Origin of the sequence: Halobaculum sp. D14 (genome assembly GCF_051195135.1) — an archaeon.
GTDB lineage: Archaea > Halobacteriota > Halobacteria > Halobacteriales > Haloferacaceae > JBNTKA01.
On record NZ_JBNTKA010000002.1, the window covers coordinates 938,490 to 964,948 of the forward strand.

Genomic DNA, 26,459 nt, shown 5'->3' on the forward strand with positions numbered 1-26,459 from the left:
ATCACCCCACCGGTTCCTCCGCCATGGGACTGGACGACGACGCACGGGAGTACCACCGGGAGGAGCCGCCCGGGAAGATCGAGATTTCGACGACCAAGCCGACGAACACGCAGCGGGACCTCTCGCTCGCGTACTCGCCGGGCGTCGCGGCGCCGTGTCGCGACATCGCCGCAGACCCCGGCGACGCATACGAGTACACCGCGAAGGGGAACCTCGTCGGCGTCGTCTCGAACGGCTCGGCGGTCCTCGGCCTCGGCGACATCGGCGCGCAGGCGTCGAAGCCGGTGATGGAAGGGAAAGGCGTCCTGTTCAAGCGGTTCGCCGACATCGACGTGTTCGACGTCGAACTCGACGAGTACGACCCGGACGAGATCGTCCGGACCGTCTCGTCGATGGAGCCGACGTTCGGCGGCGTCAACCTCGAGGACATCAAGGCGCCCGAGTGCTTCGAGATCGAGTCGCGGCTCCGCGAGGAGATGGACGTCCCGGTGTTCCACGACGACCAGCACGGCACCGCAATCATCTCCGGCGCCGCGCTGCTCAACGCCGCCGACGTCGTCGACAAGGAGCTCGCCGACCTCGACATCGTCTTCTCCGGCGCCGGCGCGTCCGCCATCGCCACGGCCCGCTTTTACGTGTCGCTCGGCGCCGACGAGGACAACATCACGATGTGCGACTCCAGCGGCATCATCACGGAGGAGCGCGCCGAGTCCGGCGACGTCAACGAGTTCAAGCGGGAGTTCGCGCGCGACGTCCCTGGCGGCGACCTCGCCGACGCGATGGAGGGCGCAGACGTGTTCGTCGGCCTCTCCGTCGGCGGTATCGTCAGCAAGGAGATGGTCCGGTCGATGGCGGACGACCCGGTCATCTTCGCGATGGCGAACCCCGACCCGGAAATCGCCTACGAGGACGCGAAGGCCGCCCGCGACGACACCGTCATCATGGCGACCGGCCGCTCGGACTACCCGAACCAGGTGAACAACGTCCTCGGCTTCCCGTTCATCTTCCGCGGCGCGCTCGACGCCCGCGCGACCGACATCAACGAGGAGATGAAACGCGCCGCCGCGGAGGCGCTCGCGGACCTCGCCCGGCAGGACGTCCCGGACGCCGTCGTGAAGGCGTACGGCGACCAGCCGCTGCAGTTCGGCCCGGACTACGTCATTCCGAAGCCGCTCGACCCGCGCGTCCTCTTCCAGGTCGCGCCGGCGGTCGCGCAGGCCGCGATGGACTCCGGCGTCGCCCGCCGCGACATCGACGTCGACGAGTACACAGAGCGGCTCGAAGCGCGCCTCGGCAAGAGCCGCGAGATGATGCGCGTCGTCCTCAACAAGGCGCGGTCGGACCCGAAGACGGTCGCGCTCGCGGAGGGGACGGACGAGAAGATGATTCGCGCCGCCTACCAGATGCGCGAGCAGGGCATCGCCGACCCGGTGCTGCTCGGCGACCGCGACGACATCGCGGCGACGACCGCGGAACTCGGTCTCGACTTCGACCCGGAGGTCGTCGACCCCGAGGAGGACGAGAAGGCCGACGAGTACGCCGACCGGCTGTACGAACTGCGCAAGCGGAAGGGAATCACGCGGTCTGAGGCCGGCGAACTCGTCTCGCGCGACACGAACTTCTTCGGCTCCGTCATGGTCGAGGAGGACGACGCGGACGCGCTGTTGACCGGGCTCACGCACCACTACCCGAGCGCGCTCCGCCCGCCGCTGCAGGTCATCGGCACCCACGAGGACGCCGAGTACGTCGCCGGCGTCTACATGCTGACGTTCAAGAACCGCGTCGTGTTCTGCGCGGACACCACGGTGAACCAGCAGCCCGACGAGGAGGTGCTCGCCGAGGTGACGAAACACACCGCCGAACTCGCCCGCCGGTTCAACGTCGAGCCGCGCGCCGCGATGCTGTCGTACTCCAACTTCGGCTCCGTCGACAACCCCGGGACGGCGAAGCCGCGCCGCGCCGTCGAGATGCTGCACGACGACCCGGACGTCGACTTCCCGGTCGACGGCGAGATGCAGGCTGACACCGCCGTCGTCGAGGACATCCTGGAGGACACCTACGAGTTCGCGGACCTCGACGGCCCCGCGAACGTCCTGGTGTTCCCGAACCTCGAAGCCGGGAACATCGGCTACAAGCTGCTCCAACGGCTCGGCGGCGCGGAGGCCATCGGGCCGATGCTCGTCGGCATGGACAAGCCGGTGCACGTGATGCAGCGCGGCGACGAAGTGAAGGACATCGTCAACCTCGCCGGCGTCGCCGTCGTCGACGCACAGCAGGAGTAGCCCGCCCGCTCGTCGGTCGGCGAACGTGACGCCGACCCTTCATTTCTCGCCGCCCCGACTGAGACAATCTGATAATCGGAGGCGCGGATTTATATTCAGCCGTCACGCGCGCTCCGACGAGGACACCCGAATCCGTCGGCCGGCCGACCACACGTCCGGTCGACGACGAGGGGGTCAGAGGCACACATGGACTTCAAACAACTCTTCACGGACGACCGCGCCGTCTCGCCGGTCATCGGCGTCATCCTGATGGTCGCCATCACGGTGATTCTGGCCGCCGTCATCGGCACGTTCGTCCTCGGTCTCGGCAACAACCTACAGACGAGCCCGCCGCAGGCATCGTTCGGATTCGACTACACCGAGAACAGCAACGGCTCCGGGTACAACGTCACCGCGACCCATCAGGGGGGAGCGACGCTGAACAGTGATAACGCGAAGAGCGTCAAACTCACGTCGGCGAACGGCGGCTCGGTCTCGTTCTCGCTTCCGGTGAGCGCTGGTGATTCCGCGCAACTGAACGAGTCAAACGGCGGTTCGGGCGCCGACGCAGTGCCCGGGAACACCGGCGTTCGCGTCATCTGGACGTCGTCGGACGGCAAGACGTCGCAGTCGCTCGCGACGGGCAAGACGCCGTCCTGACGCCGCACCGCCGTCTCGATTCTTTTCGGCTCCCGAACCGGAGCCGCGGCTGTCTAGTTCGTTGACGTTTCCCGGTCGCTTGCGGCCGCTGATGAGTCTCGACCCAAGTTTATAAGTCTCCGTCCCTCCACGGACAGGGTATGTCTGGGAATGACACGACGAGACGACGCTTCCTGACAGCGGCGGGAACCGCGGGTGCAGCGGCTCTCGCTGGCTGTTCCGGGGACACGGACTCGACGCCGACGTCCACCGACGACTCCGGCGGTGACACGCCGACGGCGACGCCGGAGCCGCAGACCACGACGGAGCTGCCGGAGCCGTCGACGCGCGAGGGTTACCTGCAGCGCGCGAACCGGCACTGCCACACGCAGGCGCCGTGGACGTTCCTGCACCGGCAGTACTCCGTGTACGGCCTCTCGAACGACATCAACTGGAAGCCGCGGCGCGACGAGCGCGTCGACGCGTACGCCATCGAGCCGGCGACGGACAGCGGCGACAGCGCGACGATGACGCAAACCGCGATGGACTCCGGGCTCGACCCGCAGGACCACCGCGAGACGCCGACGGACAACATCGTCCTGCAGGCGTACGAAGGGCTGCTCGAACGCGACGCGGAAGGGAAGATCATCTCGGTGCTCGCCACCGACTACCAGCGGCTCGGCGAGACGACCGTCCAGTTCACGGTCCGCGACAACGTCTCGTTCCACAGCGGCGACTCGCTGACGCCGGAGGACGTCGCCTACTCCATCAACCGCATCGTCAAGGAGAGCGTCGGCATCGCGTCGCCGCAGGCCGACCAGCTCGTCGGCGTCGCCGGCGCCGCGGTCCAGTCGAGCGGCGACCGCACGGTGAAGGTGAACCTCACGGGCCTGAACCCCATCGTGTTCCAGTCGTTCGCGACGTACTGCGACATCATGAACAAGTCGTGGGTGACGAACCACGACAACGCGTACATCAACCAGAACATGGAGGGGACCGGCCCGTTCAAGCTCGCGAACTACGAGCAGGGCGTCAAGGTCGAGTACACCCGTAACGACGACTACTGGCAGGAGCCCGCGGCGCTGTCGTCGTTCACCATCAACTCGGCGGCGGAGTCGTCGACGCGCGTGAACAAGCTGCTCGGCGGCGAGTCCGACATCGTCGTCAACGTCCCGCCGCAGGAGGTCGGCCGCGTCAACAACAACGAAGGCACGAAGGTGTCCGCGGTGCCGTCCACCCGCGTCATCTTCAACGCGATGCGGTACGACGTCGAGCCGTTCGACGACCCCAAGTTCCGCCGCGCCGTCAACTACGCCGTCGACCTCGACTCCATCATCAAGAACGTCCTGCAGACGTTCGGTGACGCGACGGGGCAGCCGACGCTCGAAGGCTTCTTCGGCTACAACGGCGACCTCGACCCGTACCCGCAGGACAAGGCGAAAGCGGAGGCGCTCGTCGAGGAGTCCGGCTACGCCGGCGCCGAAATCGAGCTGGTGACGCCCATCGGCCGCTACCTGAAAGACGTCGAAATCGCGCAGGCCGTCGCCGCGCAGGTCGACGAGCTGTCGAACGTCTCCGCGAGCGCGAAGCAGGTGGAGTTCTCGACGCTCGTGAGTCAGGTGACCACGGGGAACATCGAGGACAAACCGCATTGGTACCTGCTCGGCTGGGGGAACGCCACGTTCGACGCCATCCAGACGATTCAGCCGCTCCTCGCGAGCGACGGGTCGCTGACGTCGTACAAGAACGACGAGCTCGACCGGCTTCTGAACAAGGCGCAGAGCCTGCCGAGCCAGCCTAACTAGTCGGCCATGGCGTACGGTCGATTTCTTTTGAAACGGGCAGCGCAGGGTATCGGCGTCGTCTGGGGAGTCGTGACTGTCGTGTTCATGCTGCGGTTCATCACGCCGGGCAGCCCCATCGACACGGTGGCGCCGCTGGACGCGAGCCAGGAGACGAGACGGCAGATCGCGCGTGAACTCGGACTGCACAAGCCGCTGTACGTGCAGTACCTCGACTACATCTGGGACCTGCTCCACGGCGACATGGGCTACTCGTACATCTCGGACATCTCGGCGGCCTCGCAGGTGTTCAGTAAGCTCCCGGCGACGGTGGAGCTCGCCGTCGCCGCCAGCATCGTCGCCATCGTCCTGTCGATTCCGCTCGGCGTCATCTCCGCGACGCGGCGCCACCAGCCGGCGGACTACGCGGCGACGACGTTCTCGCTGCTCGGCATCTCGACGCCGAACTTCTGGCTCGGAATCATGCTGGTCTTGATATTCGCGGTGCACTTCAACATCTTCCCGACGAGCGGCCGGGCGTACAGCTTCATGCAGTCGGTCGCAGCCATCACCGGACCGGCGCCGTTCTTCGAGGTCGCGCACGCCTGGCTCGCGTCGCTGGTGTTGCCGGCGATAACGCTCGGCACGTACTTCACCGCGCTCATCACGCGGCTCGTCCGCTCGGAGATGCTCGACGAACTCGGACAGGAGTACGTCCGCGCGACGCGAGCGAAAGGGCTGCCGGAGACGCTGGTGCGGTACAAGCACGTGCTTCGGAACAGCCTCGTCCCCGTCATCACGGTGCTCGGCCTGCAGCTCGGCACGCTCATCGGCGGCGCGGTCATCACCGAGGCCGTGTTCTCGTGGCCCGGACTCGGCACCGCGGTGCTGAACGCCATCAACGCCCGCGACTGGCCGATACTGCAGGGCAGTCTCATCGTCATCGGCGTCAGCTTCGTCGTCGTCAACATCGCCGTCGACGCGCTGTACGCTTACCTGGACCCGCGGGTGGCCGTATGAACCTCGGACCGCTCTCAATCTCGCCGCGCACCGTCCGGAACCTCCGGCGGGAGCTCCGCTCCAGCGGCCTCGCGAAGCTCGGCGTCGTGCTGGTGCTGCTGGTGGTGCTCGTCGCGGTGTTCGCGCCGTTCATCGCTCCGCACAACCCGAAGACGCAGAACCTGGACCGGTCGCAGCTGCCGCCGCTCGGCTTCACCGAGACGACTCAGCAGACGACGACGAAGGTCGTCAACGGCTCCGTCCAGGTCGTCAACGAGACCGTGACGGTGAACGCCACGGCGAAGTACCCGCTCGGCACGAACTCGCTCGGGCAGGGCGTCCTCTCCCGCGCGATTTACGGGGCGCGGACGTCGCTGCTCGTCGGGCTGTTCGGCTGCGTGCTCGCCGCGGTGCTCGGCGTCAGCGTCGGGCTCGTCGCCGGCTACTACCGCGGCCGCGTCGACGACGCGCTGATGCGTGTCGCCGACGTGTCGTTGGCGTTCCCGTCGCTCGTGCTCGCCATCGCGCTCATCGGGCTGTTCAGCCGCTTCCAGGCGGACGTCGCCTACTCCATCCCGGACCCGTTCGTCACGTCCGGGCTGGCCGGCGCGTTCCGCGAGGCCGTCGGCTTACCGACGCCGATGCCCGAGGCGGTGACGCTGCCGACGGTCGTCATCCTCGTCGTCGGCTTCGTCAACTGGGTGTGGTTCGCGCGCATCGCGCGCGGCGAAGCGCTCAGCGTCCGCGAGGAGGAGTACGTGAAGGCGGCGCGCGCCCTCGGCGCGAAGGACGCACGGGTCATCCTCCGGCACGTGCTGCCGAACGCCATCACGCCGATTCTGGTGCTGGCGACGCTGCAGGTCGCCTCCATCATCCTGCTCGAGTCCTCGCTGTCGTTCCTCGGGTTCTCCGGGACGACGCTCAGCTGGGGCTTCGACATCGCGCAGGGCCGCGCGTACCTGTCGTCGTCGTGGTGGATGGCGACGGTGCCGGGGCTCGCAATCGTGCTGTCGGTCATCGGCATCAACCTCGTCGGTGACTGGCTCCGGGACGCCCTCGACCCCGGTATCGAAGGCGAGGGAGGTATGTGATGAGTGACGCTGCTCAGACCGGCGCGCCAGCCGGTCACGACGACGACGTGTTGCGCGTCCGCGACCTCTCCACGCGCTTTTTCACCGAGGAGGGGCAGGTGAACGCCGTCGAGTCCGTCGACTTCGACGTCCGCGACGGCGAAGTGTTCGGCATCGTCGGCGAGTCCGGCTCCGGGAAGTCCGTGACGGCGCTGTCCGTCATCGACCTCGTGGAGTCGCCCGGCCGCGTCACCGACGGCGAAGTGTGGTACCGCGACGCCGACCTCGCGGAGTCGTTCGCCGACCGCGTCCCCGACGCCGTCGACGGCGACTTCGTCGACGTCCTGCGGCTCCCGAAGGCCGCGCGGCGCTCGCTCCGCGGCCCGTCGTTCTCGATGATCTTCCAGGACCCGATGTCGTCGCTGAACCCGTCGGTGACGGTCGGCGAACAGATCGCCGAGGCCGTCGAGGTGCAGCGGCGCGCCTCCGCGAACCCGCGCAGCACGCGCTCGCGGACGCAGGGGTACGGGCTCGGGAAGCTCCTCGCGGACTCGCTGCTGCCGAACCGGTCGTTCGCGTCCAGCGCGAGCCACGAACGCGCCGTCGAACTGCTCGACCAGGTCGGCATCCCCGACCCGGCGGAGCGCGCCGAAGAGTACCCCCACCAGTTCAGCGGCGGGATGCTTCAGCGCGCCATGATCGCGCAGGCGCTCGCCGGCGAACCGGACGTCCTCATCGCGGACGAACCAACCACCGCGCTCGACGTCACGATTCAGGCGCAGATCCTGAATCTGCTGCGCGACCTCCAGGAGGAGGAGGACATGTCGGTCGTCATGATCACGCACGACCTCGGCGTCATCGCGCGGATGTGCAACCGCGTCGGCGTCATGTACGCCGGCCAGATCGTCGAACGCGGCACGCTCGACGACGTGTTCGAGTCGCCGGTGCACCCGTACACCGAGGGGCTGCTCGGCTCCATCCCGGACCTCGACGACCCGGCGTCGCGGCTCGAACCCATCGAGGGGAACGTCCCGTCGCTGCTCGACGAGGAGATGGGCGACCGCTGCTACTTCGCCGACCGCTGCCCGAAGGCGATGCACGACTGTCTCACGCCGATTCCGGAGTACGACGTCGACGACGAAGACCACACCGCCAGGTGCGTCCTCGTCGAACAGGAGTACGACCCGCAGGACGCGCTCGGCGACGACTACTTCGGCGACGCGTCCGGCGACGCAGCGAACGACGCCGCAGGCGACTCGGACGACGCTGCCGCCGGAGCCGACGAGGAGGTGACCGCCGATGACTGACGCGACACCGCAGACCGACGACGCGACCGACGGACAGACCGGCACCGACACGGGCGCCGAACTCGGCGCAGACACCGGGTCGAGCAGCGGCGACGGGCCGCTGTTGCAGGTCCGGAACCTGAAGAAGTACTACTACGAGGGCGACACGCTGTTCAACAGGCTGCTCGGCGGCGAGCCGACCAGCATCAAAGCGGTCGACGGCGTCGACCTCGACGTGGAGAAAGGCGAGACGCTCGGCATCGTCGGCGAGTCGGGCTGCGGCAAGTCGACGACCGGCGAGACGCTGCTGCGGCTCCGCGAGGCCACGGAGGGAACCGTCGAGTTCGACGGCGACGACGTCATGGAGATGAGCGACGCCGAACTCCGGCAGTTCCGCCGCCGCGCGCAGATCGTCTTCCAGGACCCGTTCAGCAGCCTCGACCCGCGGATGACTGTCGGCGACATCGTCACCGAGGGGCTGAAAATTCACGGGCTCCCCGAGGAGCTCCCCGAAAACGACGACCGGTCGAAGCGGGAGTGGCGCCGCGACCGCGCCGGCGAACTGCTCGAACGCGTCGGGCTGTCCGCCGGCCAGGTCGACCGGTACCCCCACGAGTTCAGCGGCGGGCAGCGTCAGCGCGTCGGCATCGCCCGCGCGCTCGCGCTCGACCCCGAGTTCGTGGTGCTCGACGAGCCGGTGTCCGCGCTCGACGTCTCCGTGCAGGCGCAGATTCTGAACCTGCTCGACGACCTCCAGGAGGAGTTCGGGCTGACGTACCTGTTCATCGCGCACGACCTCTCGGTCGTCCGGCACATCTGCGACCGCGTCGCCGTGATGTACCTCGGCGAAGTCGTGGAGACCGCCGACACCGACGAGCTGTTCGAGGAGCCGAAACACCCGTACACGCAGGCGCTCTTGGAGTCGGTGCCGCGCGCCGACGTCTCCGAGCACGGCCGCCGCGTCGACCCGCTGCCCGGCGACGTTCCGTCGCCGCGGAACCCGCCGTCGGGCTGTCACTTCCGGACGCGGTGCCCCGAGGTGATTCAGCCCGTCACCGTCGACATTCCGCAGTCGCAGTTCCGGTCCATCATGGACCTCCGCGACCGGCTCGAACGCGGCGAGTTCGACGCCGACACCGTCCGGGAGACGCTCGTCGAGGACGGCGACCACGACGTCGACGCCGACGCGGACGACAGCGTCGCGTTCAAGCGCGTCGTCCGCGAGGAGTTCGGGCTCGACGGCGTCTCCGGCGCCGCCATGGACACCGTCGAGGACGCGCTCGAAATCCTGGCGAACGGCCGGGAAGACGAGGCCGCAGAGCGGCTCGCCGACGCGTTCGAGTCGCCCTGCGAAACCGAAGAGCCGACGCTCGGCGGCGGCGACCACCCGGTCGCCTGCCACCTGTACGACGAGGACGTCGGCGGCGACGTCGACGCCTCCCCGGGCGACATCGGGCCAGCGATGGGCGCCGTCCAGCAGGTCGGCGCCGCCCCCGACGACGTCGACGTCCCGGTCGGCGACGACGCCGCCGAACCGCAGAACCTCGACGTGCCCGAAGCCGACGACCGACGCGGCTCCGACGACGACGAATCCGGCGCGTAGCCCCGGTACATCGCGTCCTCGGCGCCGTTTCTGCCGGCTGCCCGGAACCGTAACGCTCACCGTCCGGCGCCGGGAATCGGCGGTGTGACTCGGTACCGGAATCTCTCGCTGTTCCTGCTGCTCGCCGCGGTGTGGGGCTCCGCGTTCATGGCCATCAAGGCCGGGCTCGGAACGCCCACCGCGCCCGGCGGCTTCTTCCACACGCCCGTGCTGTTCGCGGCAATTCGCTACGACGTGGCGGGCGTCGTCATGCTCGCGTACGCCGTGGTCGTCGTCGACGACCCGCTGCCGCGCGGCCGCGACCAGTGGCTCACCGTCGCGGTCGGCGCCGTCCTCCTCATCGCCGCGTACCACGCGCTGCTGTTCATCGGCGAAACCGACCCGGCGGTCACCTCTGCGGCCGCCGCGGTCATCGTCTCGCTGTCGCCGGTGCTCACCACCGGGTTCGCGCGGGCGTTCCTCCCGGGTGAGTCGCTGACGGCCGCCGGCGTCGCCGGGACGCTGCTCGGCCTCGTCGGCGTCGCGGTGCTGTCGAACCCCGACCCGGGGAACCTGCTCGGCGGCGGCGTCGTCGCGAAACTCCTCGTGTTCGGCGCGGCCGCCGCGTTCGCGCTCGGCTCCGTGCTCACCCGGCGAATCGACAGCGACCTCGACATCGAGCCGATGGAGGCGTGGTCGATGCTGCTCGGCGCGCTCATCATGCACGTCGCCGGCTACGCCCGCGGCGAACGGCTCGCCGAAATCACGTGGACGCCGGAGGCGCTCGCCGCGCTCGCGTACCTCTCGCTGGCGGCGTCCGCGCTCGGATTCCTCGTCTACTTCGACCTGCTCGACCGGCTCGGACCCGTCGAAATCAACCTCGTCAGCTACGTCGCCCCCGTGTTCGCGGCGCTCGCCGGCTGGCTGTTCCTCGCCGAGACGCCGACCGTCGCGACCGTCGTCGGCTTCGCGCTCATCTTCGGCGGCTTCCTCCTGCTGAAACGCGACGCCATCCGCGCCGAAGTGAGCCGTCTCGGCGCCACCCGCGCCGACTGACCGCTCCCTGCCCGGTCACGCCCAGCGCCACGCGGCGGACTCCGTATTCGCACGCCGGTCGCCGCCCAGTTTCGATGGTGTTCGTCGAACGCGAGACAAAAAGTCACGCGGCTCGATAAACTGTCTCGGGCAGACTGCGGAGTCCGTGAAACGGGGCGCCGCGCCGACAGATACCTGTGAACGGTTCGAAACGAGCCGAACGCTCACGCGGCTATATGGTGTCGACCGTCCCTGGACTAGCCACACCGACGATGACTCCCTCCAGCTTCCCACCGGTGCTCGCCCGCTGCAAGTCAGCCCTCCCTCACGCGTCCCCGAAGACGACGCTGCGCGCCGCCGGCTTCTACGCCGCAATCGCCCTGCCGCTGCTCTACCTGCCCGTCCTGGTCTCCGGGCTCGACACGGCCGAACTGGCGACGCTCGGCGCGCTGCTCGCCGTGAACGCCACGGCGCTCCTGCTCGGACACGGCTACGACGCGGACCACTGACCCAAAACGACCGTCGCTGAGGCGATACAGCACGGTGCTCCGCGCTCAGAACCGTAGCGACGTGCACCTCGACCAGAACGAACCGAATCGCTACGCAACTCGAGACCCTCGCGGAAAATTAGTGGGTTGGGGCAGATTTGAACTGCCGGCCTCCTCCATGTCAAGGAGGTGTCATAACCAGACTAGACCACCAACCCTCGGGGCGTGCTTCTGCAACCAATCGTATCGCGGGTACACAATTGAAGCTTTCGAATCGGCGACGCACCGCCACGCCGTCCCACGCTTTCAGCGGCGGTCGCTGAGCGGCCTATCCGCCGCTGACCGGCGGGAACAGCGCGAGTTCGTCGCCGTCACCCACCGGTTCGTCGAGGGCGTCGTCGCCGACCGGGTCGCCGTTGCGCAGCAGATTGATGTGCTCGCGGAGCTCCCCGTCGTCGGTCAGGACGCGGTCGGCGAGCCCGGGATGCGCCTCCAGAAGCGCGTCCAGAGCGTCGCCCACCGTCTCGGCGTCGTCGTCGACCTCCGGTTCGCGCCCCCCGGCGGCCTCCGCGAGGTCGGCGAACAGCTTCCAGCGCATACGGGTTCGTCGCCCGCCTGCACTCAAGAGGATTGCGCCCCGACGAGCGCCGCCTCCGCCGGCGACGACGACCCCGCCTCCGCCCCGTCGAGGGCTGTCGGCCGCGGTCCGGTCACTGCCCGGACTCGGGCGACTCCGTCCCGCCGTCCGTATTCCCGGCTCCGGCGAGTCGCTCCACTTCGCGCAGCGATTCGGGGCGCGCCACGACGTACAGCGTCTCGCCCGCGCCAAGCATGCGCTTCCGCGGCGGAATCGCCTCCACGGTCCCGTCGGCCGGTTTCACCGCGATGACGGCGCCGGGGACCTCGCTCACCGCCGCGCCCGCCAGCGCGCTCCCCGACTGCAGCGTCACCACGGCCATCGTCTCGTCGGCCGCCCGGAGCAGCGACGCGAACTCGCGGTCGGCGCGCGGCTCCGCCGGCAGCGTCAGCAGCCGGAACTCGCGGTCCGCGTTCAGCGCCGGCGCGTCGGCCTCGTCGACCGCGAGCGTCACCACGTCGCCGGCCGACGCTCGCACCTCCGCGGTCGCGACCCGCGTCGCTTCCGGCGAGGCTTCGGGCTCGTGTTCTGGCGTGGATTCAGGCTCGTGTTCCGTGGGGGATTCCGGCGTCGAGGCGGCTTCCGGCTCGGCCTCGGCCGGCCCGACCGGCGAATTCGAGGTCGTCGGCTGCTGCGACGCCGACTCGGTCTGCTCGGCCGGTTCTGCGGGCTCCGGTGCCGCCCAGACCTGGACGACGTCGCCGGGGCTCACTCCGTTCGGCGGGTCGGCGCGGACCGCGACGGCGCACGTCCCTGGGCCGAGCGTCGGCCCGATTCCGGCGACGCGCATCCCGACCGCGAGGTAGGAGACGTCGCCGTCCTCGAACTCCACGTCGACGTGGCTGACGCCGTACTCCTCTTTGAGTCGCGTCACGAACCGGTCCCGGAACTCCGGGTCGCTGAGTCGCCGCGGGAACACCAGCGTCGTCCCGGCGAGCCGCTCTTTCGTCGCGTCGTCGACCGGGTCGTGTCCCTCCATGTCGTCGATTTCGTCCGGGAGCCGCACCGCCCTCACGCGGCCGAGCGTCCGGACGTACCGGCTCACGTCGCCCTCGACGCGCTCGGCGCCGGCGACCGCGGCGACGTTCACGAACAGGCGGTCCCCGATTCGGCGGCCGACCGGCGCGGCGGCGGCCGCGACCGCGAGGCTGAGCACGTTCTGCACGACGGTCCTGGTCGCGAACGGGTCCGCCGTCCCCGGGATGCCGCCGATGAGCTGCCCGAACAGCGCGCCCGTGTTCAACACCACGGCGACCGAGCCGACGCCGAGCATCGTCGTCAGGCCGCGCGGCACGGCCTCCCGGACGTACCACCGGTAGACCGCGGCGGCGACGAGCGCCACCAGCAGCGAGCCGAGTGCGAACCCGGCGAACATCGCGACCCACCCGGGAGCCGTCACCGGAGCCTGCGCGAACACCGGGCGCAGCGCGGCCGCGTCGGCGGGCGTCACGCCGCCACCTCCGAGCCGAACCGGTCGAGTTCCTCGCGCGTCCCGACGACGATGAGGTCGTCGCCCGCGGCGACGCCGACGTCGCCGCTCGGCGCGATCTGCCACCGGTCGTCCGACTGAACCGCGAGCACCGCGACCTTGTACTCGTCGCGCACCGCCGCCTCCCGCAGCGTCTTCCCGTCGAGTCGGCCGCCGCTGCGCGCCGTGATTCGGCGGAACCGCTTGTTCGCGCGCCGGAGCAGCGACACCAGTTCGAACTCTCGCTGCGTGCCGCGCGACCGGACCGTCAGTCGCTCGACGTCGGCACCGAGGAGCGTCGACGCGTCGCGTCGGTCGACCGCGACCGTGACCCGGCCCGACCCGCCGGTGGTCGTCGGCGACGTCGGTGCCGGGGCCGCCGGCGCCGCCCCCGCTCCGCTGTCCGCCGACGTCGTCGGCGCCGACGCCGGCGCGTCAGCCTTCTTCGCGGCGTCTGACTTCGCGGCGACCACCGTCCCGGCGAACTCGCCGACGTCGGTGACGACGCCGACCTCGTCGCCGCGCGCCATCCCGGTCGGCAGCAGCGCGGGCAGCGACACGGCGCGCTTCCCGGACGGCACCCGCCGCGAGATGTTGCCGACCGGCGGCGCGGCGCTCACCGTCGCCTTCGCCCGCTCGTCCAGCCGGACCGAGACGTCGTCGAGGTCGTACTCGGCTCGAAGCCGGTCTTCGACGGCCTTCTCGAGTTCCGGCAGCGGCAGGTCCGCCGGGAACGTGTCGGTGAACTCACGGAGTTCGGCGCGGAGGTCGGCGGGCAGCGGCGGATACCCCTCCAGGTCCGCGACGTCGCCCGCGACGCTCACTCGGACCTCGCCGCGCGCGCCGGCCAGTTCGACGACGTCGGCGGACAGCGTCCGCTCGGTCAGCGACCGAAGCGACAGCCGCTTCGGCATCGACGCTCCCATCGCGTCGCCCTTCGCGTGCGCGTACAGCGACAGCATCAACACGACGATGATGCCGACCAGGAGCGTCGCCGAATCGCGGACCGTCGGGTCGTTCAGCGCCAGCAGCCCGCCGTTGACGCCGGCGATGGCGAGCGCGAGGACGACGACACCGAATCCGGGGATGGAGACGCTCGTGAAGTACTTGAACAGGAAGCCGAGCCCCCACGCGACCAGCGCCGGGACGATACCGGTGAGCAGGCCGAGGTACACCCCGAGGAGCACCTGCACCGGGAACGACGGAGTAGCCATACCCGGACGCTCCGCGGCCACGCCCAAATTGATACCGGCGCCGCCGTCGCCTCCGCCGTCGCCTGCCGCCTCCACCGCCGCGGCGCCGGTAAGCCGGTCCCGGGGGTCGGCACGTCGGCGTCGCCGGGCAAGGCTGACGGTTAAGTGCACCCACGCGGTGTATCCGACGATGACAGAGTGGCGGGAACGGCTCGGTGGGCGTGCGGCTGTGTGGCTGACGTCGGCGGTGGCGGTACTGTCGGTGGTCGTCGGCATCGCCGGCATCGCCGGCGTGAACGGCCCGCAGGCGACGATTCCGTTCGCGTCGATGCTGCCGGAGCAGGCGTCGGTCGTCGCCGGGTTCACCGGGGCGTTCACCGGGTTCCTGCTGCTGGTCGCGGCCCACGGGCTGCGCCGCGGCTTCCGCGCCGCGTGGCTCGGGTCGCTCTTGTTGCTTCCGCTGACCGGGCTGCAGGGAGTCGTGCAGTCCACGTACCTCGGCGTCCTGCTCGCCGTGCTCTCCGTGGCGTCGCTGCTCGTGCTCGCGGCGAACCGCGGCCTGTTCCAGCGCGAACTCGACCTGACGCCGACGCAGTGGGCCGCGGTCGCCGGACTCGTCGGGTCGCTCGGCTACAGTACCGCCGGCGCGTACGCGCTCAACGACCAGTTCACCAACCTCAACACGCTCACCGACGCCGTCTACTTCTCGGTCGTCACGGCGTCGACGGTCGGCTACGGCGACGTGACGCCGACGTCGATGCTCGCGAAGTGGTTCGCGATGTCGGCGCTCGTATTGAACGTCGCCGCCTTCGCCGTCGCGCTCGGCGTCCTGTTCACCCCCGCCATCGAAGCCCGCCTCACGACCGCACTCGGACGCATGACAGACAGCAACCTCGACCTCCTCGAAAACCACGTCCTCGTGCTCGGCCACGGGGAACTCACGGAACCGCTCATCGAAGAACTCGCGGCCGCCGGCGTCGACTTCCTCATCATCACGCCCGACGAGACCGTCGCCCGCCAGCTCGGCGAACACGACATCGACGTGTTCACCGCGAACCCCTCCGACGAGGAGCCGCTGCGCCGCGCGCACATCGAGTCCGCGCGCGCCGTCGTCGCCGCCACGAACAACGACGCCGAAGACGCGCTCGCCATCCTCACCGCCCGCGAACTCAACCCCGACGTCCCCATCGTCGCGGCGTCGACCGACCGCGAGAACGTCGACAAGCTCCGCCGCGCCGGCGCCGACACCGTCATCTCGCCGGCCTCCATCGGCGGCCACCTCCTCGTCGAGTCCGCGCTGCAGAAGAGCGACTCCGAGGCGGTCGCCCGCGAAATCCTCGAAGAGACCGGCGAGACGGCGCCCGAACCGGTCCCGGAATCGGCGTCCGCTGAAGCGACGCGGCCGGCCGAGTCGACGACGGAATCTGAACCGGACTCCGAGTCGGAGTCCGACGAGCAATCGGGTGACGACGCGGCCTGAACCGCGGGCGCGCGGCGGCTCAGACCGGGTCGCCGAACGCGTACATCGTGTTCTGCCCGGTGACCTCGACGGTGACGAAGTCGCCGGGCTCGACGCCGCGCTCGGCGGCGTTCTGCACGATTATCTGCCGGTAGGCGCCGTCGCGGCACTTCACGGAGTCGGCGGTGCCCTCCTCGACGACGAGCACGTCGCGGGTCGTCCCGACGAGCTCCTCGTAGGCCTCGCCGACGATGTCGCGTTTCGCCTCGCTCATCTCCTTCGACCGCTCCTTCTTCACGGTGCCGCCGAGCCCCTTCATGTCGGCGGCGTCGGTGCCGGGGCGCTTGGAGAACCGGGTGACGTTCACCTTCTCCGGGCGGACCTCCCGGAGCAGCGCCATCGACTGGGCGTGGTCGTGGTCGGTTTCGGTCGGGAAGCCGACGATGAAGTCGGTCGACAGCGTCCAGTGGTCGAGCCGGTCGTCGAACGTCTCGACGACGTCGAGGAACTTGTCGACGCGGTGCTGGCGACGCATGTCTTCGAGGACGTCGTCGCTGCCGGACTGCACCGGGAGGTGGATGAAGTTGTACAGCTTCTCGTTGCGCGCGAACACGTCGACGAGGTCGTCGGCGATGCCGTGGACGCCGCCGGGGTTCGCCATCCCGAGCCGGACCCGGAACTCGCCGTCGATGTCGCAGATGCGGTCGAGCAGCTCCGGGAGCTTCCGTTCGCCGTCGTCCCAGCCGTACACGCCGGTGTCCTGGCCGGTGACGCGGATTTCGGAGGCGCCGGCGTGGACGAGCGCGCGCGCCTTCTCGACGTTCTCTTCGACCGGCGGCGAGTCGATGCGGCCGGTCGCGAACTTCGTGATGCAGTACGAGCAGTTGCTCATGCAGCCGCGGGCGATGGGGAGAATCCCGACTTCGCCATCCAGAATCGGGTCGGTGCCGTCGGCCGGCGTCGGGCACTCGCCGTTCAGCACCGCGTTCGGGACGTCCTCCCAGTGGAGAATCCGGGCGTCGACGCCGGCGTCGCGGAACTCCTCGCCCTGCGCGAGCGCCATGCAGCCGGTGACGATGAGGTCTGCGGTCTCGGATTCGAGCTCTTCGGCGCGGCGCAGCATGTTGCGCTCGGTCTTCTCGACGACCGTGCAGGTGTTGAGGATGGCCACGTCGGCGTCGGCCGGCCCGTCGGCGGGGCGGTGTCCGCCGTCCCGGAGGCGCCGCTCGATTTCGCGGCTCTCACCCCGGTTCGACGTGCAGCCGTACGTCTCGATGTGGTACGTCGCCATTCGGTTGTCGGGAGTTACGGCCGTGAGTGGATAAGGGGTACGGTCCGGCCGCCTCGACGCGGCGACGGCCCGCCCGAACAGGTCACTCCGCGTGAACGTTCGAACCCCAACGGATTAGTTCTCGGTGACGAATCCTCATCTGAATGCCCTCCCGACGCGACGTCCTGGCCGGTCTCTCCGCGGCGGGTGCCGCCGGACTCGCCGGCTGCTCGGGGGGCTCGTTCTCGCCGGGCCGCGACGGGTCGACGGAGTGGCCGGTGCCGGGGTACAACGTCCGCGGGACGAACTACGCGCGGAACGCCGCGGCGCCGCGGACGAAGCCGAGCGAGCGCTGGTCCGCGAAAACCGGGCTGGCGGTCGGGAGAATCGTGGTGGCGGACGGCGCCGTGCTGGTGCCGGCCGCCGACGCGCTGTACGCGTTCGACGTCCGCAGCGGCGACGAGCGGTGGCGGGTGCCGCTGAAGCCGTACGGCGTCGCCGTCGCGGACGGCGTCGCGTTCGTGACGCTGCGGGACGAACCGGCGGTGGTGGCGCTCGCGACCGCGGACGGCAGCGAGCAGTGGCGAACCGAGACCGCCGGGCAGTTCGGGTCCGCGCCGCTCCCGGCGCCGACCAGCGACGTCGTCTTCGCCGGCGACACGACCGGCCGCGTGACGGCGCTCTCCCAGCAGGAGGGCGCGCGCCGCTGGTCGTTCGACGCCTTCACCGGCGTCTACTCGCTGGCCGCCCGGGGCGAGCGGCTGTACGTCGGCACGACCGGCGGAACGGCGTACGAACTGCACGCCTCCGGCGACGCCGTCACGCCGGTGTGGCGCCGGAAGATTCCGGGGACGGTCCGCGGGCTCGCCGTCCAGAACGACTCGGTGTACGTCGGCGCGTTCGGCGGCGGCTTCCTGCGGCTGTTCGGCGGCGCGCACGCCGGCCGGACCGCGTGGCACGCGCCGGACGCGCCGACCGTCACCGACGCCGTCGTGTTCACCGGCGAGTCGGTGCTCGGCGCTGACGGCGGCGGCGTCGCCGCCTACGACGCGGACTCCGGCTCCGAGCGGTGGCGCTGGTCGGCCGACGGGTCGTCCGCCGCCTCCGCGCCCGCGGCGGCCGGCGACACGCTGTACGTCGGCGTCGACGGACGGCTCCGGGCGTTCGAACTCGGCGGCGGCACCGGCGTCGGCCCGTACCGGTTCGGCGCGCAGCGCTGGTCGTACGACGTGCTGCCGCGCTGCGTCGCCGTCGCGGACGGCGCCGTGTTCGCCGCCGCCGACGACGTCCACGGCTCGCCGGGCGTCGTCGCGCTCGAATAGCCCGCAGGGGAGTCGTCGACTCGTCGTCCGCCGCGGTCGACCCGTCAGTAGTCGCCGTCCGCCGATGCGTCCGCGCCGTCGTCCGCGTCAGCGTCGCCGGCTGCGTCCGGGTCCCGCTCGGCGTCCGGGTGGCCGGTGACGATTGCGACGCCGCTCGACGCCCCGATTCGCTCCGCGCCGGCTTCGAGCATCGCGACGGCGTCGTCGTAGCTGCCGACGCCGCCGCTCGCTTTCACGGGCAGGTACTCGCTCATCAGTTCGACGTCCTCCACGGTCGCGCCGCCGTCGGCGAACCCGGTCGACGTCTTCACGAAGTCCGCGTCGGCGTCGCGGGCCGCCTCGCAGGCGCGGCGCTTCTCCTCTGCGGTGAGCAGCGCCGTCTCGATGATGACTTTCACCGGCACCGGGACCGCGGCGACGACCTCCGCGACGTCTTCGCGGACGGCGTCGTACTCGCCGGCTTTCAGCCGACCGACGTTCAACACCACGTCGAGTTCGTCGGCGCCGTCGCTCCACGCCCCCTCGGCCTCGCCGCGCTTCGCCGCGGTGGCGTTCTGGCCGTGCGGGAACCCGACGACCGTCGCGACCGTGACGTCCGGCGCGTACTCGGCGGCGTCGGCGACGTAACACGGCGGGATGCAGGCGTTCATGCCGTACTCGGCGGCGTCGTCGAGGACGCCCACGACGTCGCCCCACGTGGTCGTCGGGCCGAGCACGGTGTGGTCGATGGTCGCCGCGAACGCCGAAAACGAGAGCGAGCGGGGGTCGCTGAAGTCGGTCATGCGCGACTCCACGGCGGCGCGGACGGAAAAGGTGTCGAGTGGCGAACTCGCGGACGCCGGGCCGCCGCGAAGCCGACGCCGGGCCGCCGCCGAGCCGACGCCGGGTCGCCGCCGGGCCGGAGCAGGCCGCGCCGTTCGGCCCGGTTCCCGAACCGTTTTGCCCGCGGCAGCCGCGGAGTCGTGTATGACTGCTGCGGCGGACCTCGTCGTGACGAACGCCGAAATCCACACGCTGGGCGACCCCGACGAGACGCACGAGGCGATGGCGGTCCGCGACGGCCGCGTCGTCAGGCTCGGGTCGACGTACGACGTCGAGTTCCTCGCCGGCGTCGACACCGACACCGTCAACGCCGACGGCCGCGTCGTCCTGCCGGGGTTCATCGACGCCCACACGCACCTGCTGATGACGGGCCGGTCGCTCGTCCACGCGGACCTCTCGGCCGCCGACGACGCCGACGAGGCCGTCGACCTGCTCTGCGACCGCGCCGCCGAACTCGGCGACGACGAGTGGGTGCTCGGCTTCGGCTACGACGAGACCACGTGGACGGACGGCCGGCGGCTCACCCGCGACGACCTCGACGCCGTGTCGGAGACGGCGCCCGTGGTCGCGTTCCGCGAGGACCTCCACGTCGCGTCCGTCAACGGCGTCGTCCTGGACCGCTTCGGCGACGACCTCCCCCCGGCGGACGTCGAAACCGAGGCGGGCGACCCGACCGGCGTCCTCGTCGAGTCCGCCGTCGACCCGATTTACGAGGCCATCGAGCCGGACGCCGACGAGGCCCGCGAACTGCTGACGGCGGCACAGCGGCACGCGAACGAGCGCGGCGTCACCGCCGTCCACGACATGGTCCGGAAGTCGAAGGCGCCCGAGGTGTACCGCGGCCTCGACCTGGACGGCGACCTGTCCGTCCGGGTCCGGCTGAACTACTGGGCGGACCACCTCGACTCGCTCGTCGACGCCGGCCTCCGCACGAACCACGGCAGCGACATGGTCCGTGTCGGCGGCATCAAGTCGTACACCGACGGCTCGCTCGGCGGCCACACCGCGAAGCTCTCCGAGCCGTACGCCGACGCCCCGGACGAGACCGGGCAGTGGGTCGTCTCGCCCGACGAAGTCGCGGACCTCGTCGCCCGCGCCGACGACGCCGGCTTCCAGGTGACGCTGCACGCCATCGGCGACGCCGCCGTCGACGCGGCGCTCGACGCCTACGCCGCCACCGACACCCCCGGCGAGATGCGCCACCGCGTCGAGCACGCCGAACTGTCGAGCGACGACGCCATCGACCGGTTCGCCGACCTCGGCGTCGTCGCGTCGATGCAGCCGAACTTCCACAAGTGGGGGTTCGACGGCGGCCTCTACGACGCGCGACTCGGCGACCGGCGCACCGACGCGAACCGGCTCCCCGCGTACCTCGACGCCGGCGCGCCGCTCGCGTTCGGCTCCGACTGCATGCCGCTCGACCCGCTTCTCGGCGTCCACTACGCCGTCAACGCCCCCTCGGACGGCCAGTCGCTCGGCGTCACCGAGGCGCTCCGCGCCTACACCGCCGGCGCCGCCTACGCCGGCTTCGACGAGGACAGACTCGGGACGCTCGAACCGGGCAAGCGCGCCGACTTCGTCGCGCTCGACGACTCGCCGTGGGACCGGCCCGACCGCATCGACGACGTCGACGTCGCGCTCACCGCCGTCGACGGCGACGTCGTCTACGACGGCCGGTAACCGTCTCGGTAGCGCGACGCAGCAGTTTTAATTGATGGTTCGTTGACTGGCCTGCCGGGTGGTCGCCGAACGGCGCCCGTAGTTCGCTATCGAAGGTGACTGGCGCTGCCGCGAATCGAACGACTCGTACTCGCGGTGTCTAGTGGCAAGGATTATCCGTTGGCTGACCGGAACTCGGCCGGAATGCCCTCCACCCAAACAGCGGGAGCAGCGCCCTTGCTCGTAGGACTGCTGCTCGCGTTCGAATCGGCAGGCGCGATCGTTCAGACCGGACCGTCGATCTGGTCAGTTCCCGGATTCGTCGGTGGTTGTGCTGCGGTCGTCGTCGGTCTCGGACTCCTGCTCGGAAGCGAGTCGTCCGGACGAGAATCGGCCGGAAGCGACCGAGCCACCACGGCCGTTCTCGCGACTGCAGCTATCGCGCTCTGCGTCGGCGCGGCTGTCGCTGTCGCGTAAAACCGCGTGGACCGCTGATTCCACACGTCGCCTTCGAGCTACTGAGTACCTGACAGCGGCGGGTACTCCAGCGACCCGCTGTGTGAATCAGCTGAGCGGTAGCCGATCCGTGCACTGTCTAGCGCGGCGGTCAGGCGTCGAGCGCGGCGGTCCGGTCGTCGCCGGCGGCGTCGGGGTCGGCGTCCTCCGTCACCTCGACGTCGAGCACCGAGAGCGTCTCGTCGAGCGTCACGGACAGCACGTCGCCGTCACACGGGATGTCGAGTCGGACCGTCACGGGGTCGGCGCTTTCGACCGTCGTCCGCTCGTCACTGACACACCAGTCGTGCGTCCAGAACGGCTGGGTCGTCAGGTCGACGCCGCGGTCCGCGTGGAACGTCAACACCGCCGCGGTGTCGAGGAGGTTCAGGCCGACGGCCGAGGTGAGCCGGTTGTCACAGCGGCCGCAGACGTGCCGGACCGCGACCTCCTGGCCGGGCAGTTCCGTGTCGGCGTCGAGTTCGGTCCGCATCTGCCCCATGCACTCGGGGCAGACGCCGTCGGCCGCGAGGCAGTAGTGGTGGCGCACGTGGTGGTGGAACGCGTCGAGGAACTCCGCGGGTCGCCGGCCGTCCAGTCCGCCCGGCGGGAACGAGTAGTGGACGTGCTGCCGGCCGCAGTCGCCGCAGTCGATGGTGAGCCGCTCCTCCGCGTAGGTCGCGCGCAGCGGCCCGCCGCAGGCGTAGCAGTCGCCGGGCGCGTCCACCGGCCCGACCTCCGCGCGGCCCGTGAAGGTGCCGGCGAACACCGACCGGACGACCTTCCAGCCGGGCGTCCGGAACACGTAGCCGTCGTCGGTCTTCCGGACGAAGTGGTCGAGCAGCTGCTTCAGGTGGTAGTTGAAGTGCGCGCTGTCGTCGATGTCGACGCGGTCGTACAGCGCCGAGAAGGGGACCGGCGCGTCCGACTCGCGCTCGACGGTCTCTTCGTGGAGCGCCTGCAGAATCTCGATGCGCGTCTCGTTGCCGAGCAGCGCGAACGCCTCCGCGGGCGCCAGGTCCGCGTCAGCGACGTGGTCGGGGAGGTCGTCCTCCGCGGGGGTGCTCATGGATACCTCGGTATTTCGGCGCCGATACCAAAACGGTTCGGGCGCCGCCACAAACGTATTGGTCTGCGCCGCCGCTACACGGCGGCGTGGTCCCCACGCGACTGACGCGCCGCGGCGCGCTCGCGCTCGCCGGCGGCGCACTGACGACCGGCTGTCTCGACGCCGCGCCGACCAGCGGCGACGCCGACCGGTCCGGAATCGGCGGGACTCCGGACGGCTCGCCGGCCGCACCGGCGGACTGGCCGATGCTCGGCCACGGCCCGGCCCACACCGGCGCGAACCCGGCGCACGCCGGCGGCGAACCGACGAGTCGCCGGCGACGCGCCGTCGACGGCCCGCTGACGACGCCGACCGTGGTCGGCGAGACGGCGTACGTGACGCGCGGCGCGCCGGCCGGCGACGGGCCGCAGGCGACGGTCGAGGCGTACGCGCTCGGCTCCGGCGCCCGTCGCTGGTCGCTCCTGCTGACCCGCGACGGCGACCCGGTCCGGTTCACCTACGCCGCGCCGAACTCCGACCGCAGACCGGTGTACCACGGCGGCCGGCTGTACGTCGCGGTCGACGACCGCGTCGCCGTCGTCGACCCCGGCGGCCCCGAACTGCGCGGGACCACGGAGTCGGTGGAGGCGCTGCCGCTCACCGAGCCGCCGACCGTCGCGGACGCCGGCGTGTTCGCCGGCGGCCCGTCCGGGCTGGCCGCGTTCGACCACGGCGGCGCCCTCCGCTGGACGCTCCCGCGGTCGCCAGACGAGGACAGTTGGCAGCCGGCGCTCGACCGGGGCGCCCGCGTCGCCGCCGTCGGCGACGACGCGGTGTACGTGTCGACCGGCGCGGCGCTCCGCGCGCTCGACCCGGCCGACGGGACGCGGCTGTGGCTGCACGAACCGGACGACCCGTCGGCGACGTCGGTCGTCCTCGCCGGTGACGCGCTGGTCCGCGCCGGCTTCCACGGCGTCGAAGCCGTCGGCCGCGACGGGAGTCGGCGGTGGCTCGCGGAGTGGCCGGGGAACGCGGTCGTTCGGCCGGCGGTCGCGGACGGAACGGTGTACGTCGCCGGGCTCACCGGGCACGTCGCCGCCTACGACCTCGACGGCGACGGCGAGCGCCTGTGGCACCGGAGTCTCCCGCCCGAGCGGTTCGCGCAGGGGACCGTCCCGGCCGTCTCCGACGGCGGACTCCACGTGCTCCGCGTCGACGCCGACGCCGGAACCGTCCGCGTCTACGGGCTGAACCGGGACGACGGGTCGACCGCGTGGACGACCGAGCACGCCGGGACGCGCGCCCGCGGCGTCGTTCCGGCGTCCGGCCGCTACGTGTTCACCACGGAGACGACGCCGCCGGAGCAGCGCGAGTCGTCGACGGTCGGCGCCGGGCAGGACACGACCGGTCGGCTGTGGGTGTCGACGCCGCCGTCGGCGTAGCCGGGGGCCGGGGCGACGCGGCGACCCGCGGCGTCACAGGCCGGCCGGACCGGGTCGGCCAACCGGAAGTAGTTAATCGCGGCGCCCGGACGGTTCGGGCATGAGCGACGCCGAGACACTCGCCGAGCGAGTGCGGGAGGGCGACCTCCGCCTGTACGAACTCGAAGACCACGCCGACGCCGACACCGCCGCGGCGGCCCGACGGCTGCTCGTCGAATCGCACAGCGGCGCCGACCTGTCGACGACCGGCGACTACGCCTTCCCGGCCGAAGCGGCGGCGTCGAACGTCGAGAACATGCTCGGCGCCGTCCAGATTCCCGTCGGCGTCGTCGGCCCGGTCGAGGTCGACGGCGGCGCCGTCTCCGGCGAGCACTACCTGCCGATGGCGACGACCGAGGGCGCGCTGCTCGCGTCCGTCAACCGCGGCTGCGCCGCGCTGAACGCCGCCGGCGGCGCCGGCGCGCGCGTCCTGAAAAACCGGATGACGCGCGCCCCCGCCTTCCGCGTCGCCGACGTCGCCGAGGCCGAGGCGCTCGCGTCGTGGGTCCGCGACAACACCGACGCGCTCCGCGCGGCCGCCGAGGAGACGACGAGCCACGGCGAACTCCGCGAAGTCACGCCGTACGTCGTCGGCAACAACGTCTACCTCCGGTTCGGCTACGACACCAAGGACGCGATGGGGATGAACATGGCGACCATCGCGACCGAGGCGGCCTGCGACGTCGTCGAGGCGGAGACCGCGGCGTCGCTCGTCGCGCTCTCCGGCAACCTCTGTACGGACAAAAAGCCCGCCGCCGTCAACGCCGTCGAGGGCCGCGGCCGCACCGTCGCCGCCGACGTCACCGTCCCGGGCGACGTCGTCGAGGACACCCTGAAAACGTCGCCCGCGGCGGTCGCCGAGGTGAACACGCGGAAGAACCTCGTCGGCTCCGCGAAGGCCGGCGCGCTCGGCTTCAACGCCCACGTCGCCAACGCGGTCGCCGCGATGTTCCTCGCGACCGGCCAGGACCCCGCGCAGGTCGTCGAGGGCGCGAACGCCATCACGACCGCGGAAGAGCGCGACGGCGACCTCTACGTGTCGGTGACGCTCGCCTCGCTCGAAGTCGGGACGGTCGGCGGCGGCACCAAACTCCCGACGCAGTCGGAGGCGCTCGACGTACTCGGCGTCCGCGGCGGCGGCGACCCCGCCGGCAGCAACGCCGACGCGCTCGCGGAAACCGTCGCGGTCGCCGCGCTCGCCGGCGAACTGTCGCTGCTCTCCGCGCTCGCCTCCCGGAACCTCTCGTCGGCGCACGCCAGCCTCGGCCGATAACCGCCGCGTCGCCCGGTTCGGAGCCGTTCGCGCCGGGCCGCGGCTACCGATCGAGCGCCGCGCGCAGCAGCCGCCCTGTGGCCCTGCGGAGTCGGAGCGGGTCGCCCCAGAGGTGCGCGGCGAGCGGGAACTGGAACGCGGCGGCGACGAAGAAGAACGCGCCGAGCCGCGGGTCGACGTAGTGCCACGCGGCGACGCCGGCGCTCCCCTCCCACACCAGAATCGCGTAGGCGGCGCCGCCGTGGAGCGTGCAGAGCACGCCCAGAAGCGCCAGGAACGTCGCGGCGAACAGCAGCGCCCGGTAGTCCGGCCCGGCCGCCGCGCTCGTCGCCTCCGCGGCGCTCCCCGTCAGCGCGGCGACCGCCGCTCCGCCGACCGCGTCGGCCGACGGCACCGCGACGTCGACGACCATGACTCACCGATGTTCACTGTCCGCGATAAGTCCACCGGGCCGGATTTCAGGACGAATTCTGCGGGGCGCGCTGCGCCGTTTCCGGCGCCATTTTTCGGCGTCCCCGCCCGACCGCTCCGCTCACAGCAGCCGGTATTCGCCGCCCGTCTCCGTGGCTTCGCCGCGTCGCGTCAGCCGGTCGAGCAGGTCGCGCGCCGCCGACGCCGGGACGCCGCGGTCGGTCGCGTAGTCCACGACGTCGTCCTCGCCGACCGGGCCGTCCCGGAGCGCGTCGCGCACGATTTCGTCCCGCGGCTTCGACCGGCCGCCGCCGGTGTCGCCCGCCGCGGACACCTCGTCCGCGTCGAGCCCCGACCCTTCGAGGTACTCGCGGTCGTCGATACCCGCCTCTTCGGCCTCCCGCTCCAGCTGTTCGACAGTGCCGGCGCGGTCGAACGCCTCCCGCTCGCCGCGCTTCTCCGCGAGCAGCCGCGCGCGCGCCTGCGCCGCCTCCGACCGGTCGTCCGACTCGAAAAAGCGCCGGAGCTTCCGCGTCTCGTGGGTCGCCCCGCACCGCGGACACGTCGCCGAATCCTGCGCGTCCGGGTCCGACAGCAGCCAGTAGGTCCCGCAGTCCGTACAGCCGACCACCGCGTACATGGCTGTCGCTTCTGCGGCTCCGGGTTTGAACGTTCGCCTCTCCGAACCGGGTCCCGGATGACCGGCCTCCGACCGGCCGGCCGCTGAGCGACGAAGCGACCGCTCGTCGACGCGGTCCGAAAAAGCGTGGAGAGAAGCGC

Annotated in this window: 21 protein-coding genes, 1 tRNA gene and 1 pseudogene; 14 read left to right on the forward strand and 9 right to left on the reverse strand. The window is 70.9% G+C overall.

Features of this window, described 5'->3' with window-relative positions:
- Positions 1–23 precede the first annotated feature (23 nt).
- The 9 genes from ACQUST_RS10610 to ACQUST_RS10650 all read left to right on the forward strand — a co-directional run bounded on the left by ACQUST_RS10610 (position 24) and on the right by ACQUST_RS10650 (position 11,162).
- On the forward strand, positions 24–2,282 hold the full coding sequence (locus tag ACQUST_RS10610; protein WP_435128039.1) for an NADP-dependent malic enzyme: 2,259 nt from the start codon (positions 24–26) through the stop codon (positions 2,280–2,282).
- Between the two features lie 186 nt (positions 2,283–2,468).
- A complete protein-coding gene (locus tag ACQUST_RS10615; RefSeq protein ID WP_435128041.1) occupies positions 2,469–2,921 on the forward strand; it encodes a type IV pilin in 453 nt (150 codons plus the stop codon).
- 140 nt (positions 2,922–3,061) lie between these two features.
- Complete coding sequence (locus ACQUST_RS10620; RefSeq protein WP_435128043.1) at positions 3,062–4,705, forward strand: ABC transporter substrate-binding protein; 1,644 nt, start codon at positions 3,062–3,064, stop codon at positions 4,703–4,705.
- Between the two features lie 6 nt (positions 4,706–4,711).
- A complete protein-coding gene (locus tag ACQUST_RS10625) occupies positions 4,712–5,701 on the forward strand; it encodes an ABC transporter permease (RefSeq protein WP_435128045.1) in 990 nt (329 codons plus the stop codon).
- A complete protein-coding gene (locus tag ACQUST_RS10630) occupies positions 5,698–6,771 on the forward strand; it encodes an ABC transporter permease (RefSeq protein WP_435128047.1) in 1,074 nt (357 codons plus the stop codon). Before ACQUST_RS10625 ends, ACQUST_RS10630 begins: the two co-directional genes overlap by 4 nt.
- Positions 6,771–8,057 carry an ABC transporter ATP-binding protein gene (locus ACQUST_RS10635; protein ID WP_435128049.1) on the forward strand — a complete coding sequence of 429 codons (1,287 nt, stop codon included), beginning with the start codon at positions 6,771–6,773 and terminating at the stop codon, positions 8,055–8,057. The genes ACQUST_RS10630 and ACQUST_RS10635 overlap by 1 nt, the downstream gene beginning before the upstream one ends.
- Positions 8,050–9,639, forward strand: a complete 1,590-nt coding sequence (locus ACQUST_RS10640; RefSeq protein WP_435128051.1) for an ABC transporter ATP-binding protein — start codon at positions 8,050–8,052, stop codon at positions 9,637–9,639. The genes ACQUST_RS10635 and ACQUST_RS10640 overlap by 8 nt, the downstream gene beginning before the upstream one ends.
- 84 nt (positions 9,640–9,723) lie before the next feature.
- Positions 9,724–10,674, forward strand: a complete 951-nt coding sequence (locus ACQUST_RS10645) for a DMT family transporter (RefSeq protein WP_435128053.1) — start codon at positions 9,724–9,726, stop codon at positions 10,672–10,674.
- Between the two features lie 251 nt (positions 10,675–10,925).
- Positions 10,926–11,162, forward strand: a complete 237-nt coding sequence (locus ACQUST_RS10650; RefSeq protein WP_435128055.1) for a hypothetical protein — start codon at positions 10,926–10,928, stop codon at positions 11,160–11,162.
- A 122-nt stretch (positions 11,163–11,284) separates the two neighbouring features.
- Here the strand turns inward: ACQUST_RS10650 and ACQUST_RS10655 are convergent.
- The 4 genes from ACQUST_RS10655 to ACQUST_RS10670 all read right to left on the reverse strand — a co-directional run bounded on the left by ACQUST_RS10655 (position 11,285) and on the right by ACQUST_RS10670 (position 14,460).
- Positions 11,285–11,359: transfer RNA gene (locus ACQUST_RS10655), tRNA-Val, on the reverse strand.
- A 110-nt stretch (positions 11,360–11,469) separates the two neighbouring features.
- The gene (locus tag ACQUST_RS10660) at positions 11,470–11,739 is read right to left on the reverse strand and encodes a ubiquitin-like small modifier protein 1 (protein ID WP_435128057.1); all 270 of its coding nucleotides are present in this window, start codon (positions 11,737–11,739) and stop codon (positions 11,470–11,472) included.
- Positions 11,740–11,851: 112 nt separating this feature from the next.
- A complete protein-coding gene (locus tag ACQUST_RS10665; protein ID WP_435128059.1) occupies positions 11,852–13,228 on the reverse strand; it encodes a potassium transporter TrkA in 1,377 nt (458 codons plus the stop codon).
- Positions 13,225–14,460, reverse strand: coding sequence for a potassium channel family protein (locus ACQUST_RS10670; RefSeq protein ID WP_435128061.1), 1,236 nt, complete (start codon positions 14,458–14,460; stop codon positions 13,225–13,227). The genes ACQUST_RS10665 and ACQUST_RS10670 overlap by 4 nt, the downstream gene beginning before the upstream one ends.
- Before the next feature lie 169 nt (positions 14,461–14,629).
- Between ACQUST_RS10670 and ACQUST_RS10675 the strand changes: the two genes are divergently transcribed.
- Entirely contained in the window at positions 14,630–15,919 is a 1,290-nt protein-coding gene (locus ACQUST_RS10675) for an NAD-binding protein (RefSeq protein ID WP_435128062.1), read from the forward strand.
- Between the two features lie 19 nt (positions 15,920–15,938).
- On the opposite strand, the gene ACQUST_RS10680 is transcribed toward ACQUST_RS10675, so the two are convergent.
- A complete protein-coding gene (locus tag ACQUST_RS10680) occupies positions 15,939–17,189 on the reverse strand; it encodes a tRNA (N(6)-L-threonylcarbamoyladenosine(37)-C(2))-methylthiotransferase (protein ID WP_435128064.1) in 1,251 nt (416 codons plus the stop codon).
- Between the two features lie 143 nt (positions 17,190–17,332).
- Between ACQUST_RS10680 and ACQUST_RS10685 the strand changes: the two genes are divergently transcribed.
- Entirely contained in the window at positions 17,333–18,490 is a 1,158-nt protein-coding gene (locus tag ACQUST_RS10685) for a PQQ-binding-like beta-propeller repeat protein (RefSeq protein ID WP_435128066.1), read from the forward strand.
- A gap of 122 nt (positions 18,491–18,612) precedes the next feature.
- Here ACQUST_RS10685 and deoC read toward each other — a convergent pair.
- Positions 18,613–19,272, reverse strand: a pseudogene (gene deoC, locus ACQUST_RS10690) (deoxyribose-phosphate aldolase); the annotation flags it as partial.
- A gap of 184 nt (positions 19,273–19,456) precedes the next feature.
- Between deoC and ACQUST_RS10695 the strand changes: the two are divergent.
- Positions 19,457–20,992 (forward strand): amidohydrolase, encoded by a 1,536-nt coding sequence (locus ACQUST_RS10695; protein ID WP_435128068.1) that lies wholly within the window; start codon positions 19,457–19,459, stop codon positions 20,990–20,992.
- Positions 20,993–21,578: 586 nt separating this feature from the next.
- Here ACQUST_RS10695 and ACQUST_RS10700 read toward each other — a convergent pair.
- Positions 21,579–22,535, reverse strand: a complete 957-nt coding sequence (locus tag ACQUST_RS10700; RefSeq protein ID WP_435128070.1) for a winged helix-turn-helix domain-containing protein — start codon at positions 22,533–22,535, stop codon at positions 21,579–21,581.
- A gap of 86 nt (positions 22,536–22,621) precedes the next feature.
- On the opposite strand from ACQUST_RS10700, the gene ACQUST_RS10705 reads away from it, so the two are divergent.
- Positions 22,622–23,956, forward strand: a complete 1,335-nt coding sequence (locus ACQUST_RS10705; RefSeq protein ID WP_435128072.1) for a PQQ-binding-like beta-propeller repeat protein — start codon at positions 22,622–22,624, stop codon at positions 23,954–23,956.
- 100 nt (positions 23,957–24,056) lie between these two features.
- Entirely contained in the window at positions 24,057–25,268 is a 1,212-nt protein-coding gene (hmgA, locus tag ACQUST_RS10710) for a hydroxymethylglutaryl-CoA reductase (NADPH) (RefSeq protein WP_435128074.1), read from the forward strand.
- Between the two features lie 43 nt (positions 25,269–25,311).
- Here the strand turns inward: hmgA and ACQUST_RS10715 are convergent, their stop codons facing one another.
- Complete coding sequence (locus ACQUST_RS10715) at positions 25,312–25,680, reverse strand: hypothetical protein (protein WP_435128076.1); 369 nt, start codon at positions 25,678–25,680, stop codon at positions 25,312–25,314.
- Between the two features lie 120 nt (positions 25,681–25,800).
- On the reverse strand, positions 25,801–26,319 hold the full coding sequence (locus ACQUST_RS10720; RefSeq protein WP_435128078.1) for a DUF5817 domain-containing protein: 519 nt from the start codon (positions 26,317–26,319) through the stop codon (positions 25,801–25,803).
- Positions 26,320–26,459 lie beyond the last annotated feature (140 nt).